The sequence below is a fragment of the Streptomyces griseus subsp. griseus genome, from assembly GCF_003610995.1.
Taxonomy (GTDB): Bacteria; Actinomycetota; Actinomycetes; order Streptomycetales; family Streptomycetaceae; genus Streptomyces.
The window spans coordinates 4,456,310-4,475,534 of sequence record NZ_CP032543.1; the positions used below are offsets into that span (position 1 = coordinate 4,456,310).

General features: G+C 69.5%; 17 protein-coding genes. 16 read left to right on the plus strand and 1 reads right to left on the minus strand.

The annotated features are described in order from the left end of the window. The first annotated feature begins 98 nt into the window (after nt 1–98). Together D6270_RS20130 and D6270_RS20135 are read left to right on the plus strand one after the other, a co-directional pair. On the plus strand, nt 99–866 hold the full coding sequence (locus D6270_RS20130; RefSeq protein ID WP_109164174.1) for a metallophosphoesterase: 768 nt from the start codon (nt 99–101) through the stop codon (nt 864–866). A gap of 208 nt (nt 867–1,074) precedes the next feature. Beyond that, nucleotides 1,075–1,299, plus strand: a complete 225-nt coding sequence (locus D6270_RS20135; protein WP_225976912.1) for a hypothetical protein — start codon at nt 1,075–1,077, stop codon at nt 1,297–1,299. Between the two features lie 119 nt (nt 1,300–1,418). Here D6270_RS20135 and D6270_RS20140 read toward each other — a convergent pair whose 3' ends face one another. Then, on the minus strand, nt 1,419–2,279 hold the full coding sequence (locus tag D6270_RS20140) for a C40 family peptidase (RefSeq protein ID WP_109164173.1): 861 nt from the start codon (nt 2,277–2,279) through the stop codon (nt 1,419–1,421). A 798-nt stretch (nt 2,280–3,077) separates the two neighbouring features. Here D6270_RS20140 and D6270_RS20145 point away from each other — a divergent pair. Genes D6270_RS20145 through nuoN form a run of 14 tightly spaced genes read left to right on the plus strand, consistent with a single transcriptional unit; the run spans nt 3,078 to nt 19,162 of the window. Further along, entirely contained in the window at nt 3,078–3,437 is a 360-nt protein-coding gene (locus D6270_RS20145) for an NADH-quinone oxidoreductase subunit A (RefSeq protein ID WP_003967084.1), read from the plus strand. A gap of 17 nt (nt 3,438–3,454) precedes the next feature. Further along, nucleotides 3,455–4,009 carry a NuoB/complex I 20 kDa subunit family protein gene (locus D6270_RS20150; protein WP_018490715.1) on the plus strand — a complete coding sequence of 185 codons (555 nt, stop codon included), beginning with the start codon at nt 3,455–3,457 and terminating at the stop codon, nt 4,007–4,009. Continuing rightward, a complete protein-coding gene (locus tag D6270_RS20155; RefSeq protein WP_109164172.1) occupies nt 4,006–4,731 on the plus strand; it encodes an NADH-quinone oxidoreductase subunit C in 726 nt (241 codons plus the stop codon). The genes D6270_RS20150 and D6270_RS20155 overlap by 4 nt, the downstream gene beginning before the upstream one ends. Continuing rightward, complete coding sequence (locus D6270_RS20160; RefSeq protein ID WP_109164171.1) at nt 4,731–6,053, plus strand: NADH-quinone oxidoreductase subunit D; 1,323 nt, start codon at nt 4,731–4,733, stop codon at nt 6,051–6,053. The genes D6270_RS20155 and D6270_RS20160 overlap by 1 nt, the downstream gene beginning before the upstream one ends. Nucleotides 6,054–6,079: 26 nt before the next feature. After that, nucleotides 6,080–6,904, plus strand: a complete 825-nt coding sequence (gene nuoE, locus D6270_RS20165) for an NADH-quinone oxidoreductase subunit NuoE (protein ID WP_109164170.1) — start codon at nt 6,080–6,082, stop codon at nt 6,902–6,904. After that, on the plus strand, nt 6,901–8,283 hold the full coding sequence (gene nuoF / locus D6270_RS20170; protein WP_204117081.1) for an NADH-quinone oxidoreductase subunit NuoF: 1,383 nt from the start codon (nt 6,901–6,903) through the stop codon (nt 8,281–8,283). Before nuoE ends, nuoF begins: the two co-directional genes overlap by 4 nt. Further along, on the plus strand, nt 8,280–10,790 hold the full coding sequence (locus tag D6270_RS20175) for an NADH-quinone oxidoreductase subunit G (protein ID WP_109164168.1): 2,511 nt from the start codon (nt 8,280–8,282) through the stop codon (nt 10,788–10,790). Before nuoF ends, D6270_RS20175 begins: the two co-directional genes overlap by 4 nt. Then, a complete protein-coding gene (gene nuoH / locus D6270_RS20180) occupies nt 10,790–12,190 on the plus strand; it encodes an NADH-quinone oxidoreductase subunit NuoH (protein WP_109164167.1) in 1,401 nt (466 codons plus the stop codon). Before D6270_RS20175 ends, nuoH begins: the two co-directional genes overlap by 1 nt. Further along, entirely contained in the window at nt 12,183–12,857 is a 675-nt protein-coding gene (gene nuoI, locus D6270_RS20185) for an NADH-quinone oxidoreductase subunit NuoI (protein WP_109164166.1), read from the plus strand. Before nuoH ends, nuoI begins: the two co-directional genes overlap by 8 nt. Further along, nucleotides 12,854–13,720, plus strand: a complete 867-nt coding sequence (locus tag D6270_RS20190; RefSeq protein WP_109164165.1) for an NADH-quinone oxidoreductase subunit J — start codon at nt 12,854–12,856, stop codon at nt 13,718–13,720. The genes nuoI and D6270_RS20190 overlap by 4 nt, the downstream gene beginning before the upstream one ends. Then, nucleotides 13,717–14,016: an NADH-quinone oxidoreductase subunit NuoK gene (gene nuoK / locus D6270_RS20195; RefSeq protein ID WP_031127582.1), complete on the plus strand. Its 300-nt coding sequence runs from the start codon at nt 13,717–13,719 to the stop codon at nt 14,014–14,016. The genes D6270_RS20190 and nuoK overlap by 4 nt, the downstream gene beginning before the upstream one ends. A gap of 13 nt (nt 14,017–14,029) precedes the next feature. After that, complete coding sequence (nuoL, locus tag D6270_RS20200; protein ID WP_109164164.1) at nt 14,030–15,925, plus strand: NADH-quinone oxidoreductase subunit L; 1,896 nt, start codon at nt 14,030–14,032, stop codon at nt 15,923–15,925. A gap of 4 nt (nt 15,926–15,929) precedes the next feature. Then, on the plus strand, nt 15,930–17,501 hold the full coding sequence (locus D6270_RS20205) for an NADH-quinone oxidoreductase subunit M (RefSeq protein WP_109164163.1): 1,572 nt from the start codon (nt 15,930–15,932) through the stop codon (nt 17,499–17,501). Further along, complete coding sequence (nuoN, locus tag D6270_RS20210; RefSeq protein WP_109164162.1) at nt 17,498–19,162, plus strand: NADH-quinone oxidoreductase subunit NuoN; 1,665 nt, start codon at nt 17,498–17,500, stop codon at nt 19,160–19,162. Before D6270_RS20205 ends, nuoN begins: the two co-directional genes overlap by 4 nt. Nucleotides 19,163–19,225 lie beyond the last annotated feature (63 nt).

Below are 19,225 nucleotides of genomic sequence, written 5' to 3' on the forward strand. Positions count from 1 at the left end.
AGCCCCGCTCTTGAACTCTGTCCGCCCCCACTCTAGAGTCCTAACGGAATGGTGAAAATTAACGTTAGGCCTGGGTGCCGGACGGGGGACGGTCCCACATGTTGCTCGCTCAGATCAGCGATCTGCACCTGGACGGCAGTGAACGCGCGACACGCAGGGCGACCCGCGTCATGGAGTACCTGCGGGCCCTGCCCCGCCCGGTCGACGCCCTGTTGGTCACCGGGGACATCGCCGACCACGCGGCGGAGTCCGAGTACGAGGAGGCGGCCCGCATCCTCGCCGCGCCCTTCCCCGTACTGCCCTGCCCCGGGAACCACGACGCGCGCCCCGCCTACCGCAAGGCCTTCCTCGGCGAGGCCCCGGACACCACGCCCGTCAACCGGGTCCACCACATCGCCGGAACCGCCGTCCTGATGTGCGACTCCACCATCCCCGGCCGCGACGAGGGCCGCCTCGGCCCGGAGACGCTCGCCTGGATCGACGCCACGCTCGGCGCGCTCCCGGCCGGTGTCCCCGCGCTGATCGCCTTCCACCAGCCGCCGGTGGAGCTCCACCACCCGCTGCCCGACGCCGGGCGGCTGGAGGAGCCGGAACACCTCGCCGCCCTCCTCGCCGCCCACCCGCGCGTCGCCGCCGTCCTCACCGGCCACGCCCACACGGCCGCCGCCTCCACCTTCGCCGGGCGCCCGCTCATCGTCGGGCCCGCGGTGACCTGGACGCTGCGCATGCCGTGGGAGGGGGACCGCCCGGCCGACCGCGACCAGCCCCCGGGCCTCGCCTTCCACGTGCTGGGCGGGGACGGGCGTCTGACGACCCACTTCCGCGTCGTGCTCCCGGCCGCGGCCCGCGCCCGCGCCGGGGCATAATCCCCGGCCCCGCACGTGATCGTGTGCAATGATTTGCGCGCCACCCCCGGTCGTCGGCAGTCCCGGACCGGCTGGTGCCCGCCCTCGCCCTGAGCTGCGGCACGCGGCGCGTACGACGCTCTTCCCCGCCCCACGCACACATCGAACGCAGATCAGCGGGGTACGGGACAAGCCGGTACAGCGCTGCTCGACCCAAGGACACACAGCCATGACGACCGCCTCCCTGCCCCGGAACTCCTCACGCCCGGAACCGGCCGCCGAGGTCACCGCGCCGCCCCAGCACCACGGCCTCTTCCTGGAGCCCCGCTTCGCGGCGGGTCTGACCTTCCCGGACGACGACGAGGACCTGGACGCGCCGTACGAGGCACCGGCCGCGCCCACCACCTCCGGGCGGGAGCCGGACCGGTCCAACCGCCGCCAGCGCCGCCGCTGACGGGTCGGCAGCCGCGCCCGTGCGCGGCCGTGCCGCACGACCACCGGACCACGGCCGAGGGCCGCCACTCCCGAGCGGGGGAGTGGCGGCCCTCAGCCGTGCCGCGAAGCGCTTGTGAATCAGAGAACGCGGACCGCGCCGGAGGGCCGGTCGTAGTCCATGGAGCGCTGCACCGTACCGGTGCTGGAGTTCTGCGCGCCGACGAACTGGCCGCCGCCCACGTAGATCGCGACGTGGTACGCGCTGCCCGCACCGCCCCAGTACAGGATGTCGCCGGGCTGGAGGTTGTCCAGGGAGACCTGGGTGCCGGCGGTCGACTGGGACTGCGAGACGCGGGGGAGGTCGATGCCCACCGAGCGGTACGCCGCCTGGACCAGGCCCGAGCAGTCCCACGCGTTGGGGCCGGTGCCGCCGGCCACGTACGCGTCGCCGACCTGGGCCTTGGCGAACGCGACGACGGCCGCGGCGGAGCCCGTGGCGTTCGACGAGGAGGAGGGGGCGGACGAGGGGGCGGACGCGGAGGCCGAGTTGCCCGAGGAGGAGCCGGAGGAGGCGCTGAGCGTCGTGCGCTCGGCGGTACGGGAGGCGCGCTCGGCACGCTCCTTGGCCTCCGCCTCCGCCTCGGCCTTGGCGGCGGCTTCGGCCTTCTTCTTGGCCTCGGCCTTGCGGACGGCCTCGGCCTTGGCCTTCTTGGCCTTCTTCGCGGCGCTCTCGGCCGCGGCGTCCTCGTGGGCCTGCGTCTCCAGGTCGAGGGCGACCTGCTGCGTGGCCTGTGCGGAGGCGGCGACGGCGGTGGAGAGCCCGGCGGTGATGGTGGGCATCTCGATCGTCTGGGTCACCGGTTCGGCCTGCGCCGGACCGGCCGCACCCGCGACCGCGATGGTGCTGAGAACGCCACCGGCAACTCCGGCTCGCAGCGCGGACTTCGAGGCGCGCCGGCGGGGCTTCCGGTGGCTGGGTATGTGAGCGGTGTGGGACATGGGTACTAGCGCTATCAGGGCTTCAGGGGTCCCATCAAGAAACGTGTGTTGCGACACAGTTACGTTCGGAATCTGCGAATCCGCTTTCCGTACGCCTTTATTGACGCCGTAACGGGCAAAACGGGCACGTGCGATCAGGGCCGTGATCTCAGCCTTTCGGCAATACGCCCGAATTGCCCGCCGCTTACCATCCGTTCACACCGATGGCCAAGCCCGGTTTCCCGGCGAGGCGGGCCGGGTGACGCAGGTCACGGTGGCGCTGTCCGGCGGCGGGTAACCCTCGCCCATGCGATCGAGGTCCGCCGTCCGTCGGGGGCGGACGCTCCGCCGCCCCCTTCCGGGAGTCGCCGCGCCCGCGATCCGGAAGTTCGTGAATGCGCGCACATGTCCCCTTCGGTCCACTCCGCCCCTCGTCCGGGTGAGGGTGGTGAGGGGCGGAGTGGACCGGCGCCCTTATCACTCCATCCCCGACCATCGCCAATTTGCCTGTAGTGGCCGCCTATTGATAGCGCCGCACGCTTTTGACCAGCGGTAACACGGGTGAATGTCACGTCTCGTGATCACTTCGCCGCTTCGCGTACGAAGATCACCGCTCATACGACTTCATGATCCTTCGTCAGGTGGTGGAGATCACAAAGACGGTGACGTACCCCGTGTCGCAGATCACAGGGTGACGGGCATAGGATGCGGGGCAGTCGGGCTTGTGAACTGCCTCACATGTGCACGATCTTGGTGAGGTGGCGAGCCGGTCGCCCGATGCGGTCCAACGGTCAAGGACGACTGGAAGGAGCGAGGAGCGTGAATGCCTACGCGCCCATCCTCGTGCTCGGCGCCCTGGGGGCAGGGTTTGCGATCTTTTCCGTGGTCATGGCCACGCTTATCGGCCCCAAGCGGTACAACCGGGCAAAGCTCGAAGCGTACGAGTGCGGTATCGAACCCACGCCGACACCGGCCGGAGGCGGCCGCTTCCCCATCAAGTACTACCTGACGGCGATGCTTTTCATCGTCTTCGACATCGAGATCGTCTTCCTCTATCCCTGGGCGGTCTCCTTCGACGCCCTGGGGATCTTCGGGCTCGTGGAGATGCTGCTCTTCGTGCTCACCGTCTTCGTCGCCTATGCGTATGTCTGGCGTCGCGGCGGCCTGGAATGGGACTGAGGGGCTGAGGGGCACACATGGGACTCGAAGAGAAGCTGCCTAGCGGCTTTGTGCTGACCACGGTCGAACAGGCCGCCGGCTGGGTGCGGAAGTCCTCCGTCTTCCCGGCCACGTTCGGCCTCGCCTGCTGCGCCATCGAGATGATGACGACCGGAGCGGGCCGCTACGACCTGGCCCGGTTCGGGATGGAGGTCTTCCGCGGATCGCCGCGCCAGGCGGACCTGATGATCGTCGCGGGGCGGGTGAGCCAGAAGATGGCGCCCGTCCTGCGGCAGGTCTACGACCAGATGCCGAACCCCAAGTGGGTCATTTCCATGGGGGTTTGCGCATCATCGGGCGGAATGTTCAACAATTACGCCATTGTGCAGGGCGTTGATCACATTGTCCCGGTCGATATCTATTTGCCCGGATGCCCGCCGCGTCCCGAGATGCTGTTGGACGCCATCCTGAAGCTCCACCAGAAGATCCAGGACGGCAAGCTCGGGGTCAACGCGGAGGAAGCCGCCCGCGAGGCGGAGGAAGCGGCCCTGAAGGCGCTGCCCCTGATCGAGATGAAGGGGCTCCTGCGGTGAGCGACAACACCCACGGCGAGGAGCGGAACGGCAACGCCGTACCCGCCCCGCGCGACACCGGCGGCGAGGTCATCCGCGTACGCAAGGGCATGTTCGGCGCCAACAACGGCGGCGACACCTCCGGTTACGGCGGCCTCATCCGCACCGTCACCCTGCCCGGCGCCTCCTCCCGGCCGTACGGCGGGTGGTTCGACGAGGTGGCCGACGAGCTCGAAGGGGCGCTGGAGGAGCAGGACCTGCTCCCCGAGAACGCCATCGAGCGCACCGTCGTCGACCGCGACGAGCTCACCTTCCACATCGCCCGCGAGCACCTGGTCCAGGTCGCCCGCACCCTGCGCGACGACCCCGCCCTGCGCTTCGAGCTCTGTACGGGCGTCAGCGGCGTCCACTTCCTGGGCGACAAGGGACGCGAGCTGCACGCCGTCTACCACCTGCGGTCCCTCACGCACGGCCGGATCATCCGGCTGGAGGTCTCCGCCCCGGACAGCGACCCGCACATCCCGTCCCTCGTCGAGGTCTATCCGACCAACGACTGGCACGAGCGCGAGGCATACGACTTCTTCGGGCTCATCTTCGACGGGCACCCGGCCCTGACCCGGATCATGATGCCGGACGACTGGCAGGGCTTCCCGCAGCGCAAGGACTACCCGCTCGGCGGCATCGCCGTCGAGTACAAGGGCGCCCAGATCCCGGCTCCGGACCAGCGGAGGTCGTACTCCTGATGACCACTCCCCACGCGACACCCCGTGCCACGACCGAGGGGACTGTATATACAGTCACCGGCGGCGACTGGGACGAGGTCGTCGAATCCGCCGCCAAGTCCGACGACGAACGCATCATCGTCAACATGGGTCCTCAGCACCCGTCCACGCACGGCGTGCTGCGGCTGATCCTGGAGATCGACGGCGAGACCGTCACCGAGGCCCGCTGCGGCATCGGCTACCTCCACACCGGCATCGAGAAGAACCTCGAATTCCGCAGCTGGACCCAGGGCACCACGTTCGTCACGCGGATGGACTACCTGACGCCGTTCTTCAACGAGACGGCGTACTGCCTGGGTGTCGAGAAGCTCCTCGGCATCGAGGACCAGATCCCCGACCGGGCCACGATCATCCGCGTGCTCCTCATGGAGCTCAACCGGATCTCCTCGCACCTGGTCTGCATCGCCACCGGCGGCATGGAGCTGGGCGCGACCACGATCATGATCTACGGCTTCCGCGACCGTGAACTGGTCCTCGACATCTTCGAGCTGATCACCGGGCTCCGGATGAACCACGCGTTCGTCCGCCCCGGCGGCCTCGCCCAGGACCTGCCCCCGGGCGCGGTCGACGCGCTGCGCGAGTTCATCAGGACCATGAAGAAGAACCTGCCGGAGTACGACAAGCTCGCCACCGGCAACCCCATCTTCAAGGCCCGTATGAAGGACGTCGGCTACCTCGACCTCACCGGCTGCATGGCGCTCGGCGCCACCGGTCCGGTCCTGCGCTCCGCCGGGCTCCCGCACGACCTGCGCAAGAGCGACCCCTACTGCGGCTACGAGACCTACGACTTCGAGGTGCCGATCGCCGACACCTGCGACTCCTACGGACGCTTCCTCATCCGTATGGACGAGATGCGCGAGTCGCTCCGGATCATCGAACAGTGCCTGGAGCGCCTGGAGCCGGGCCCGGTCATGGTCGCGGACAAGAAGATCGCCTGGCCCGCCCAGCTCGCCCTCGGCGCGGACGGCCTCGGCAACTCCCTCGACCACATCAGGAACATCATGGGCACCTCCATGGAAGCCCTGATCCACCACTTCAAGCTGGTGACCGAGGGCTTCCGGGTCCCCGCCGGGCAGACGTACACCGCCGTCGAGTCCCCCAAGGGCGAACTCGGCGTCCATGTCGTCTCCGACGGCGGCACCCGCCCCTACCGGGTCCACTTCCGCGACCCGTCCTTCACCAATCTGCAAGCCATGGCGGCGATGTGCGAGGGCGGCCAGGTGGCCGACGTGATCGTCGCCGTCGCGTCCATCGACCCCGTGATGGGAGGCGTCGACCGGTGACCGCAAACCAAGAGGTCAGCCTGGGGATGCCGCAGCTCCCCGCCCCCGCCTACCCGGCCGACGTGCGCGCCCGGCTGGACGCGGACGCGAAGGAGGTGATCGCCCGCTACCCGGGAAGCCGCTCCGCACTGCTGCCGCTGCTCCACCTCGTACAGTCCGAGGAGGGGTACGTCTCCCGTACCGGGATGGCCTTCTGCGCCGAGACCCTCGACCTCACGACCGCCGAGGTCACGGCCGTCGCGACCTTCTACTCCATGTACCGGCGCAAGCCCAGTGGGGACTACCAGGTCGGGGTCTGCACCAACACCCTGTGCGCGGTCATGGGCGGCGACGCCATCTTCGACACGCTCAAGGACCACCTCGGCGTCGGCAACAACGAGACGACCGACGACGGCAAGGTCACCCTCGAACACATCGAGTGCAACGCGGCCTGCGACTTCGCACCCGTCGTGATGGTGAACTGGGAGTTCTTCGACAACCAGACGCCCGAGAGCGCCACCCAGCTCGTCGACGACCTGATCGCCGGACGGACCGTGGAGCCCACCCGCGGCGCCCCCCTCTGCTCCTACAAGGAGACCGCCCGCATCCTGGCCGGCTTCCCCGACGAGCGCCCCGGCGCCGTCGAGGCCTCCGGCGGCGCGGGCCCCGCCTCCCTCGTCGGGCTCAAGCTCGCCAAGGGCGAGGCGCTGCCCAAGGCCCGGGTCGTCGCCCCGCGCGACGGCCGGCCCAAGGAGGGGCAGCCGCACGACCCTTCGCCGTCCGAGCACCTCAGCTCGCACGACGCACCGCAGCAGACCTCGGCCTCCGACCCGGAGCACCCGGCCGGGCCCGCAGCCGAGGAGGGGGAGTGATGACCTTGGCCGCCGAGATCGACCACAACGGGACGAGCCCCGAGAAGCTGCTCGCCCCCGTCCTCTCCACCTTCTGGGACCAGCCCGATTCCTGGACCCTGGAGACCTACCGCCGCCACGAGGGGTACGAAGGGCTGCGCAAGGCGCTGGCCATGGACCCCGACGACCTCATCGCGTACGTCAAGGACTCCGGTCTGCGCGGACGCGGGGGCGCCGGCTTCCCCACCGGGATGAAGTGGCAGTTCATCCCGCAGGGCGACGGAAAGCCGCACTATCTGGTTGTCAACGCCGACGAGTCGGAGCCGGGGACCTGCAAGGACATCCCGCTCCTCTTCGCCAACCCGCACAGCCTCATCGAGGGCATCGTGATCGCCTGTTACGCGATCCGTTCGTCGCACGCGTTCATCTATCTGCGCGGTGAGGTCGTCCCCGTGCTGCGACGGCTGCACGAGGCCGTACGAGAGGCGTACGAGGCGGGTTATCTGGGGACGAACATCCTGGGTTCAGGACTCGATCTGGAACTCACGGTGCACGCAGGTGCCGGCGCGTACATCTGTGGTGAGGAAACCGCGCTGCTCGACTCTCTCGAAGGACGGCGTGGACAGCCCCGGCTGCGACCCCCCTTCCCCGCGGTCGCCGGTCTGTACGCCTGCCCCACTGTGGTGAACAACGTCGAGTCCATCGCCTCGGTTCCCGCGATCCTGAACAAGGGCAAGGACTGGTTCAAGTCGATGGGCAGCGAGAAGTCCCCGGGCTTCACGCTCTACTCGCTCAGCGGCCATGTCGCCAGCCCCGGCCAGTACGAGGCCCCGCTCGGCATCACGCTGCGCCAGCTCCTCGACATGAGCGGCGGCATGCGGCCCGGCCACCGGCTCAAGTTCTGGACCCCGGGCGGCTCCTCCACCCCGATGCTCACCGAGGAGCACCTCGACGTCCCCCTCGACTACGAGGGGGTCGGCGGCGCCGGGTCCATGCTCGGCACCAAGGCGCTCCAGTGCTTCGACGAGACGACCTGTGTCGTACGGGCCGTCACCCGCTGGACCGAGTTCTACGCCCACGAGTCCTGCGGCAAGTGCACGCCCTGCCGTGAAGGGACGTACTGGCTGGTCCAGTTGATGCGGGACATCGAGGCCGGCAAGGGCGAGATGGCCGACCTGGACAAGCTCAACGACATCGCCGACAACATCAACGGCAAGTCGTTCTGCGCGCTCGGCGACGGCGCCGCCGCCCCGATCTTCTCCTCGCTCAAGTATTTCCGCGAGGAGTACGAACAGCACATCACGGGCAAGGGCTGTCCCTTCGACCCCGCCAGATCCACGGCCTGGGCCGACGACAAGAACACCGACGGCAAGAACGCTCACCGGGGGGTGAACGCATGACAGTCACCACGAGTGCGCCCTCCGGGGGCGGCGAGGCGGCCATCCCGCCCGAGGACCTGGTCACGCTGACCATCGACGGCATCGAGATCAGCGTCCCCAAGGGGACCCTGGTCATCCGGGCCGCCGAACTCCTCGGCATCGAGATCCCGCGCTTCTGCGACCACCCGCTCCTCGACCCGGCCGGCGCCTGCCGCCAGTGCATCGTCGAGGTCGAGGGCCAGCGCAAGCCGATGGCCTCCTGCACCATCACCTGCACCGACGGCATGGTCGTCAAGTCGCAGATCACCTCTCCTGTCGCCGAGAAGGCGCAGAAGGGCGTGATGGAGCTGCTGCTGATCAACCACCCGCTGGACTGCCCGGTCTGCGACAAGGGCGGCGAGTGCCCGCTCCAGAACCAGGCGATGTCGCACGGCGGCGCCGACTCCCGCTTCGACGGGAAGAAGCGGACCTTCGAGAAGCCCGTCCCGATCTCCACCCAGGTGCTGCTGGACCGTGAGCGGTGCGTGCTCTGCGCGCGCTGCACCCGGTTCTCCAACCAGGTGGCGGGCGACCCGATGATCGAGTTGATCGAGCGCGGCGCCCTCCAGCAGGTCGGCACCGGCGAGGGCGACCCCTTCGAGTCGTACTTCTCCGGCAACACCATCCAGATCTGCCCGGTCGGCGCGCTGACCTCGGCGGCGTACCGCTTCCGCTCCCGCCCCTTCGACCTGGTCTCCACCCCCTCGGTGTGCGAGCAGTGTTCCGGCGGCTGCGGGATGCGCACCGACCACCGGCGCGGCAAGGTCATGCGGCGCCTCGCGGCCAACGAGCCCGAGGTCAACGAGGAGTGGATCTGCGACAAGGGGAGGTTCGGCTTCCGCTACGCCCAGCAGCGCGACCGCCTCACCACCCCGCTGGTCCGCAACGCGGACGGTGTCCTGGAGCCGGCGAGCTGGCCCGAGGCGCTGGAGGTCGCGGCGGCCGGACTGCTCGCGGCCCGGGGCCGTACCGGCGTCCTGACCGGCGGCCGGCTGACCGTCGAGGACTCCTACGCGTACAGCAAGTTCGCCCGGGTCGCCCTCGACACCAACGACATCGACTTCCGCGCCCGGGTCCACAGCGCCGAGGAGGCCGACTTCCTGGCCGCCCGCGTCGCCGGGCGCGGCCGGGACCTGGACGGCGAGGGGGTCACGTACACCGCGCTGGAGAAGGCTCCCGCGGTCCTGCTCGTCGGGTTCGAGTCCGAGGAGGAGGCCCCCGGTGTCTTCCTGCGGCTCCGCAAGGCCCACCGCAAGAGCGGCCAGCAGACCTTCGCCCTCGCCTCGCACGCCACGCGCGGTCTGGTGAAGGCGGGTGGCACGCTGCTGCCCGCCGCCCCCGGCACCGAGACCGAGTGGCTGGACGCGCTCGCGGGCGGGGTCGGGCTGGAGGCCGAAGGGGCGGCCGCCGCCGAGGCGTTGCGCGGTGAGCACTCCCTGATCATCGTCGGGGAGCGGCTCGCGGGTGTGCCCGGCGCACTCTCTGCCGCTATTCGTACGGCTGCCGCGACCGGCGCACGCCTGGTGTGGATTCCGCGCCGCGCGGGCGACCGGGGCGCGGTGGAGGCGGGCGCGCTCCCCACCCTGCTGCCCGGCGGCCGCCCGGCCACCGACCCGCGGGCCCGGGACGAGGTGGCCGCCGTCTGGCGCGTCGCCGAACTGCCCGCCCGACACGGCCGCGACACCGGCCAGATCATCGAGGCCGCGGCCACCGGTGAGCTGGGCGCGCTGCTCGTCGCCGGCGTCGGCGTGGAGGACCTGCCGGACCCGGCGCGGGCGCTGGAAGCCCTGGACGAGGTCGGCTTCCTGGTCTCGCTGGAGCTGCGGCCGAGCGCGGTCACCGACCGGGCCGACGTGGTCTTCCCGGTCGCCGCCGTCGCGGAGAAGTCCGGCACCTTCCTCAACTGGGAGGGCCGGGTCCGGATGTTCCAGGCCGCGCTGAAGCCGGAGCAGATGCCCCGGACCCTCGCGCCGGTCGACTCCCGGGTGCTGCACATGCTGGCCGACGCCATGGACGTGCACTTCGCGCTGCCGGACCTGACCGCCGCCCGCCGCGAGCTGGACCGGCTCGGCGGCTGGGAGGGCGGACACGCGGACGACCCGCGCGAACCGGCGCAGCCGCTGCCCCGGCCCGGCGACGGCGAGGCGGTCCTCGCGGGCCACCGGATGCTCCTCGACCTGGGCCGGCTCCAGGAGGGCGACACCGCGCTCGCCGGAACCCGGCACGCGGCGCTCGCCCGGCTCTCCGCCACCACGGCGGCCGAGTCCGGCGTCAAGGACGGCGACCTGCTCGCCGTCACCGGCCCGGCCGGCACCGTCGAACTCCCCCTCCAGGTCACCGACATGCCGGACCGCGTGGTCTGGGTGCCGCTGAACTCGGTGGGACGCGGCATCCCCGCCGACACCGGTGCGAACCCCGGCGGCCTGGTCCGGATCGGCCCGGCCGCCGCCCCGGGCGCTCCCGTAGAACCGTCGGAGGTACGAGCGTGATGAGCCTCACCGCACTGACCACGGCGCCCCAGGGCGCCGTCATCGCCGCCGAGGATCTCTCGATGTTCGGCACCGACCCCTGGTGGCTGGTGCTGGTCAAGGCGGTCTTCTGCTTCGCGTTCCTGATGCTGATCGTGCTCTTCTCCATCGTGTGGGAGCGCAAGGTCGTCGCCTGGATGCAGCTGCGCATCGGACCCAACCGGCACGGCCCCTGGGGACTGCTCCAGTCGCTCGCCGACGGCGTCAAACTGATGCTGAAGGAAGACGTCATCGTCAAGCGCGCGGACAAGGCGGTGTACGTCCTGGCGCCGATCCTCGCGGCGATCCCCGCCTTCATGGCGGTCGCGGTCATCCCCTTCGGACCCGCGGGCAACGAGGTCTCGATCTTCGGCACCCGTACGACGATGCAGCTCACCGACCTGCCGATCGCCGCGCTCTACATCCTCGCCGTCGGCGCGGTCGGGGTGTACGGCTTCGTCCTCGGCGGCTGGTCCTCGGGCTCCACGTACCCGCTGCTCGGCGGGATCCGCTCGTGCGCCCAGATGATTTCGTACGAGATCGCCATGGGCGCCGCGTTCGCCTCGGTCTTCCTCTACTCCGGGTCGATGTCGACCTCCACCATCGTGGAGGCGCAGGGCGACCGGTGGTACATCATCCTGCTCCCGATGTCCTTCCTCATCTACATGGTGACGATGGTCGGGGAGGCCAGCCGGGCCCCGTTCGACATGCCGGAGTCCGAGGGCGACCTCGTCGGCGGCTTCAACACCGAGTACAGCTCCATCAAGTTCGCGATGTTCATGCTCGCCGAGTACATCCACATGGTGACCGTGTCGATGATCGCGGTGACGCTGTTCCTCGGCGGCTGGCGGGCCCCGTACCCGATCTCCGCGTTCTGGGAGGGGGCGAACCACGGCTGGTGGCCGATGCTCTGGTTCTTCCTGAAGCTCCAGGCGCTGATCTTCTTCTTCATCTGGCTGCGCGGCACGCTGCCACGCGTCCGCTACGACCAGCTGATGAAGCTCGGCTGGAAGGTCCTGATCCCGGTCTCGGTGGGCTGGCTGATGCTCGTCGCCACCGTCCGCGCGCTGCGGAACGAGGGCTACGACTTCTCCCGGATCGTGCTGTACGTCGGCGGGGCGGTGCTCGCCATCCTGCTGATCTCCCTGGTCGTGGACATGTTCCGCGACCGCAGGGTCAGGGCTCACGAGGCGGAGGCCGGACCGGAGCCCGCGTTCGACCCGATGGCGGGCGGGTTCCCGGTGCCACCGCTGCCCGGACAGAGCCTGCCGCCGGTGCCCAGGCGCGTACCGAGGCGCGAGCGGGAGCTCGTTGTCAGTGGCGGGCCCGATACTCAGAGTGACGGAAACGCGAGTGACGGAAAGGAGGCCGGCGGTGTCTGAGAAACCAGAGCTCACGGGCTCATCGGGATCCGCTGGGTCCTCGGGAGAATCGGGTTCGGCGGGGGAGAAGTTCCAGAACCCCGTGGCCGGCTTCGGCGTGACCTTCAAGGCCATGTTCAAGAAGCGGCTGACCGAGCAGTATCCGGAGACGCCGAAGGTGACGGCGCCCCGCTTCCACGGCCGCCACCAGCTCAACCGCCACCCGGACGGCCTGGAGAAGTGCGTCGGCTGCGAGCTGTGCGCCTGGGCGTGTCCGGCCGACGCCATCTACGTGGAGGGCGCGGACAACACCGAGGAGGAGCGCTACTCCCCGGGCGAGCGCTACGGCCGCGTCTACCAGATCAACTACGCGCGCTGCATCCTCTGCGGACTCTGCATCGAGGCCTGCCCCACCCGGGCGCTGACGATGACGAACGAGTTCGAGCTCGCCAACACCACCCGCGAGAGCCTCATCTACACCAAGGACGAGCTGCTCGCGGGCCTGGAGGAGGGCATGGTCGACAGTCCGCACGCGATCTTCCCGGGCATGGACGAGCAGGACTACTACCGGGGCCTGGTCACCGAGGCCGCTCCCGGTACGGTGCCGCAGCCGGCGCTCTCCAAGGGCGAGGAGCCCAAGTCGGACGAGTCCGCCGGCGCACAGCAGGGCAGGGGGGCGGGCGCATGAACGCGATCGCCGCGGCCGCCACCACCTCGACCGGTGAGGCCGTCCAGTTCTGGATCCTGGGGACCGTCGCCGTGATCGGCGCCTTCTCCACGATCCTGCTGAAGAAGTCCGTGCACAGTGCCCTGTCGCTGGCCGGGACCATGGTCGTCCTGGCCGTCTTCTACCTCGCCAACGGCGCCTATTTCCTCGGCATCGTCCAGATCATCGTCTACACCGGCGCGATCATGATGCTGTTCCTCTTCGTCGTGATGCTGGTCGGCGTCACCGCGGCGGACTCCCTCAAGGAGACGCTCAAGGGGCAGCGCTGGCTGGCCGTCGCCTGCGGACTGGGCTTCGGCATCCTGCTGATCGGGGGCATCGGCAACGCGTCGCTGTCCACCTTCAACGGACTCGGCGCCGCCAACGCCCTGCACGGCGGCAACGTCGAGGGACTCGCCAACCTCATCTTCACCAAGTACGTCTTCGCCTTCGAGATCACCGGCGCCCTGCTGATCACCGCGACAGTCGGGGCGATGGTGCTCACGCACCGCGAGCGCACCGAACGGGCCAAGACCCAGCGGGAGATGTCCGAGGAGCGCGTGCGCGGCAAGCACCTCCCGCCGCTGCCCGCCCCCGGTGTCTACGCCCGGCACAACGCGGTGGACATCGCCGGTCTGCTGCCCGACGGCACACCCTCCGAGCTCACCGTCATGAAGACGCTGCGCGACCGGGGCCAGATCCGCGACGTCTCCCAGGAGGCCCTCGCCGATCTCAAGGCCCTGGAGCAGCGCTCCGGCGAGCGGCTCGGACGTGAGGACGCGGACGCCGTGGCACGCGGGAGCAACCCCGCCTCCGCGGCGGAGAATTCGGAGGCCGCCCAGTGAACCCGGTCAACTATCTCTATCTCGCGGCCCTGCTGTTCGCGATCGGCGCCTCCGGGGTGCTGATCCGGCGGAACGTGATCGTGCTCTTCATGTGTATCGAGCTGATGCTCAACGCGTGCAACCTGGCGCTCGTCACGTTCTCCCGGATGCACGGAAACCTCGACGGGCAGATCGTCGCCTTCTTCGTGATGGTCGTCGCCGCCGCGGAAGTCGTCGTCGGGCTCGCGATCATCGTGTCGTTGTTCCGCTCCCGCCACTCGGCCTCGGTCGACGACGCCAGCCTGATGAAGCTGTAAGGGGACCGGAATCGTGGAGAACCTGATCGCGCTGCTCGTCGCGGCGCCCCTGCTCGGAGCGGCGGTCCTGCTCTGCGGCGGCCGGCGGCTGGACAAGGCCGGGCACTGGCTCGGCACCGTGCTCGCCGCCGCCTCGTTCGTCGTCGGCGCCGTCCTCTTCGCCGACATGCTGGGGAAGGGTGCCGAGGACCGGGCCCTGCACCAGCACCTGTTCAGCTGGATTCCGGTGGAGGGCTTCCAGGCCGACATCGCCTTCCAGCTGGACCAGCTGTCGATGACCTTCGTCCTGCTCATCACCGGTGTGGGCACGCTGATCCACATCTACTCCATCGGCTACATGGAGCACGACGAGCGCAGGCGCCGTTTCTTCGGCTATCTCAACCTGTTCCTCGCGGCGATGCTGATCCTGGTCATCGCCGACAACTACCTTCTGCTGTACGTCGGGTGGGAGGGCGTCGGTCTGGCGTCGTACCTGCTCATCGGCTTCTGGCAGCACAAGCCCAGCGCCGCCACCGCCGCGAAGAAGGCCTTCCTGGTCAACCGCGTCGGCGACATGGGCCTGTCGATCGCCATCATGCTGATGTTCACCACCTTCGGCACCTTCGCCTTCGGACCGGTGCTGGAGGCGACCGGCGAGGCGAGCGAGGGCAAGCTGACGGCGATCGGCCTGATGCTGCTGCTCGCCGCGTGCGGCAAGTCGGCCCAGGTGCCGCTGCAGTCCTGGCTCGGCGACGCGATGGAGGGCCCGACCCCGGTCTCCGCCCTCATCCACGCCGCGACCATGGTCACCGCCGGTGTCTATCTCATCGTCCGCTCCGGTGCCATCTTCAACGGTGCTCCGGACGCCCAGCTGGTCGTCGCCATCGTCGGTGCGGTGACGCTGATCTTCGGTGCGATCGTCGGTTGCGCCAAGGACGACATCAAGAAGGCGCTCGCGGGCTCCACGATGTCGCAGATCGGCTACATGATCCTCGCCGCGGGCCTCGGCCCGATCGGGTACGCCTTCGCGATCATGCACCTGGTGACGCACGGCTTCTTCAAGGCCGGGCTCTTCCTGGGGGCCGGTTCGGTGATGCACGGCATGAACGACGAGGTCGACATGCGCAAGTACGGCGGCCTGCGGAAGTACATGCCGGTCACCTTCATCACCTTCGGCCTCGGCTACCTCGCCATCATCGGCTTCCCGGGCCTGTCCGGCTTCTTCTCCAAGGACAAGATCATCGAGGCGGCCTTCGCCAAGGGCGGCACCGAGGGCTGGATCTTCGGCTCCGTCGCCCTGCTGGGCGCCGCGATCACCGCGTTCTACATGACGCGCGTGATGCTGATGACCTTCTTCGGCGAGAAGCGCTGGCAGCCCGACGCCGAGGGCCACGAGCCGCACCCGCACGAGTCCCCGAAGTCCATGACGATCCCGATGATCGTGCTGGCCGTCGGATCGGTCTTCGCCGGTGGCTTCTTCGCCATCGGTGACCGCTTCGTCAACTGGCTGGAGCCGGTCACCGGTTACGAGCACGGGCACTCCCCGCTGAGCGTGGCCGCCGTCACCGGAGCCACCGTGGTGGCCCTGGTCATCGGCGTCGCGATCGCCTGGGGGATGTACGGGCGCAAGGCAGTGCCCGTCGTGGCCCCGCGCGGCTCGCTGCTCACCCGGGCGGCCCGCCGCGACCTGCTCCAGGACGACTTCAACCATGTGGTCCTGGTCCGCGGCGGCGAGCACCTCACCCGCTCGCTCGTCTACGTCGACCACTCCCTGGTCGACGGAGTCGTCAACGGCACGGCCGCGTCGGTCGGCGGGCTCTCCGGCCGGCTGCGCAAGCTGCAGAACGGCTACGCCCGCTCCTACGCGGTCTCGATGTTCGGCGGCGCGGCCATCGTCATCGCCGCGACCCTGCTGATGAGGGCGGTCTGATCACATGTCCTTTCCCCTCCTGACCGCGACGGCGGCGCTCCCGGCCATCGGAGCCATCGCCACCGCCGCCGTCCCCGCCGCACAGCGCACCGTGGCCAAGTGGGTCGCGCTGTTCTTCTCGCTCTCCACGCTCGTGCTGGCGGGCGTCGTCTTCGCCCGCTTCGAGCCGGGCGGCGACCGCTATCAGCTGACCGAGTCCAAGGCCTGGATCGCCGACTTCGGTGTCCGGTACGAACTGGGCGTGGACGGCATCGGGGTGGCCCTGCTCGGGCTCACCGCGCTGCTGATCCCGTTCGTCATCGTGGCCGGCTGGCACGACGCCGACCCCCTGGAGACGAAGTCCTCGCGCTGGCGCCCCACCCAGGGCTTCTTCGCGCTGATCCTCATGGTCGAGGCCATGGTGATCCTGTCGTTCCTCGCGACCGACGTCTTCCTCTTCTACATCCTGTTCGAAGCCATGCTCATCCCGATGTACTTCCTCATCGGCGGCTTCGGTGACCGGGCCCACGCGGGCACCGACGAGAACGCCGCGAAGCAACGCTCGTACGCGGCGGTCAAGTTCCTCCTCTACAACCTGGCCGGCGGCCTGATCATGCTGGCCGCCGTCATCGGGCTCTACGTGGTCGCGGGCAGCTTCTCGCTCTCCGAGATCGCGGCGGCCCGGGCCGACGGCACCCTGGAGATGGCGACCTCCACCGAGCGGTGGCTCTTCCTCGGGTTCTTCCTCGCCTTCGCGATCAAGGCCCCGCTCTGGCCGCTGCACACCTGGCTGCCCAATGCGATGGGCGAGGCGACCGCACCGGTCGCCGTCCTCATCACCGCGATCGTCGACAAGGTCGGCACCTTCGCGATGCTCCGCTTCTGCCTCGGGCTCTTCCCGGAGGCCAGCAAGTGGGCGACCCCGGTCGTCATCGCCCTGGCGCTCGTCTCCATCGTCTACGGAGCGCTGCTCGCGGTCGGCCAGCGCGACATCAAGCGGCTCATCGCCTACGCCTCGATCTCGCACTTCGGCTTCATCATCCTGGGCATCTTCGCGATGACCAGCCAGGGCCAGTCGGGCGCCACGCTCTACATGGTCAACCACGGCATCTCCACCGCCGCGCTGCTGCTGGTCGCCGGATTCCTCATCACCCGGCGCGGTTCGCGGCTCATCGCGGACTACGGCGGGGTGCAGAAGGTCGCCCCCGTGCTGGCGGGCACCTTCCTCATCGGCGGTCTGGCGACGCTGTCGCTGCCGGGGCTCGCCCCGTTCGTCAGTGAGTTCCTGGTGCTGGTCGGCACGTTCAGCGCCTATCCGGTGGCCGGGATCATCGCCACCACCGGCATCGTGCTCGCCGCGATCTACGTCCTGGTCCTCTACCAGCGGACGATGACCGGTCCGGTCAACGCGTCGGTCCGCACCATGCCCGACCTCAAGGCGCGTGAGCTGGTGGTCGCCGTGCCGCTGATCGCGGTGCTGCTCTTCCTGGGCGTCTTCCCGAAGCCGCTCACCGAGGTCGTCAACCCGGCGGTCGAGCACACCATGTCCGACGTACAGAAGAAGGACCCCCAGCCCGAGGTGGAGGCCGCCAAGTGAGCGCAACAGCTGTCCACAGCCTGTGGACGACGGCGAGCGGGGTGACATCGGCAGCTCCGGGGGACCGCTTCACGGCGCCCACGATCGAGTACGCCCAGCTCGCACCCGTCCTGATCATCGTGATCGGTGCGGTCCTGGGCATCCTGGTGGAGGCCTTCGTCCCGCGTAAGGCCCGCTACCACTCCCAGCTCCTGCTGAGCGTGGTGGCGCTGGCCGCCGCGTTCGCCGCCGTGGTCTCCCTCGCGGCCGGCGGGTACGCCACCACGAAGGCCCAGATCGCGGCCATGGGCGCCATCGCGATCGACGGCCCCACCCTGTTCCTCCAGGGGACCATTCTCCTGGTCGCCGTGGTGGCCGTCTTCACCTTCGCCGAGCGGCGGCTGGACCCCACGGCCCACGGCAACCGGGTCGACTCCTTCGCCGCCCAGGCCGGTACGGTCCCCGGCAGCGACGCCGAGAAGGCCGCCGTCCGCGCGGGCTTCGCCACCACCGAGGTCTTCCCGCTGACCCTCTTCTCGGTGGCGGGCCTGCTCGTCTTCCCCGCCGCCAACGACCTGCTGACCCTCTTCATCGCGCTGGAAGTCTTCTCGCTCCCGCTCTACCTCCTGTGCGCCGTCGCCCGCCGCAAGCGGCTGATGTCGCAGGAGGCGGCCGTGAAGTATTTCCTGCTCGGCGCGTTCTCCTCGGCGTTCCTGCTCTTCGGGATCGCCCTCCTCTACGGCTACGCGGGCTCCCTCTCGTACGCCACCATCGCCAACGTCGTCGACGGCTCGGTGCTGGAGATCGACCCGGCCCTCGCCGGGACCATGGGCAACGACGCGCTGCTGCTCATCGGCGGCGCGCTGATCCTGGTCGGCCTGCTCTTCAAGGTCGGTGCCGTCCCGTTCCACATGTGGACCCCGGACGTCTACCAGGGCGCCCCGACCCCGGTCACCGGCTTCATGGCCGCCGCGACCAAGGTCGCCGCGTTCGGTGCGCTGCTGCGCCTGCTGTACGTGGCGCTCCCCGGGCTCACCTGGGACCTGCGGCCGGTGCTGTGGGCCGTGGCCATCATCACGATGCTGGGCGGGGCGGTCGTCGCGATCACCCAGACCGACATCAAGCGGCTGCTGGCCTACTCCTCGATCGCGCACGCGGGGTTCATCCTCGCCGGTGTCATCGCGACCAGCCCGGAGGGGGTCTCCTCGGTCCTCTTCTACCTGGGCGCCTACTCCTTCGTGACGGTCGGCGCGTTCGCCGTCGTCACGCTGGTACGGGACGCGGGCGGCGAGGCCACGCACCTGTCGAAGTGGGCCGGGCTCGGCCGCCGCTCGCCGCTGACCGCGGCGGTCTTCGCGGTGTTCCTGCTCGCCTTCGCCGGGATCCCGCTCACCTCGGGCTTCTCCGGCAAGTTCGCGGTCTTCAAGGCGGCGGCGGAGAGCGGAGCGGGTGCGCTGGTCGTCGTCGGTGTGATCTCGTCGGCGATCGCGGCCTTCTTCTACATCCGCGTGATCGTCCTGATGTTCTTCAGCGAGCCGAAGGCGGACGGCCCCACGGTCGCCGTCCCGTCCCCGCTGACCATGACGACGATCGCGGTCGGGGTGGCGGTCACGCTGGTGCTGGGCCTGGCTCCGCAGTATTTCCTGGACCTCGCGGGCCAGGCGGGAGTCTTCGTGCGGTAGGCGGAACACTCCTCGGACAGCGCCGGACGGTCTTTATCCACAGACCGTCCGGCGTTGTCGTAG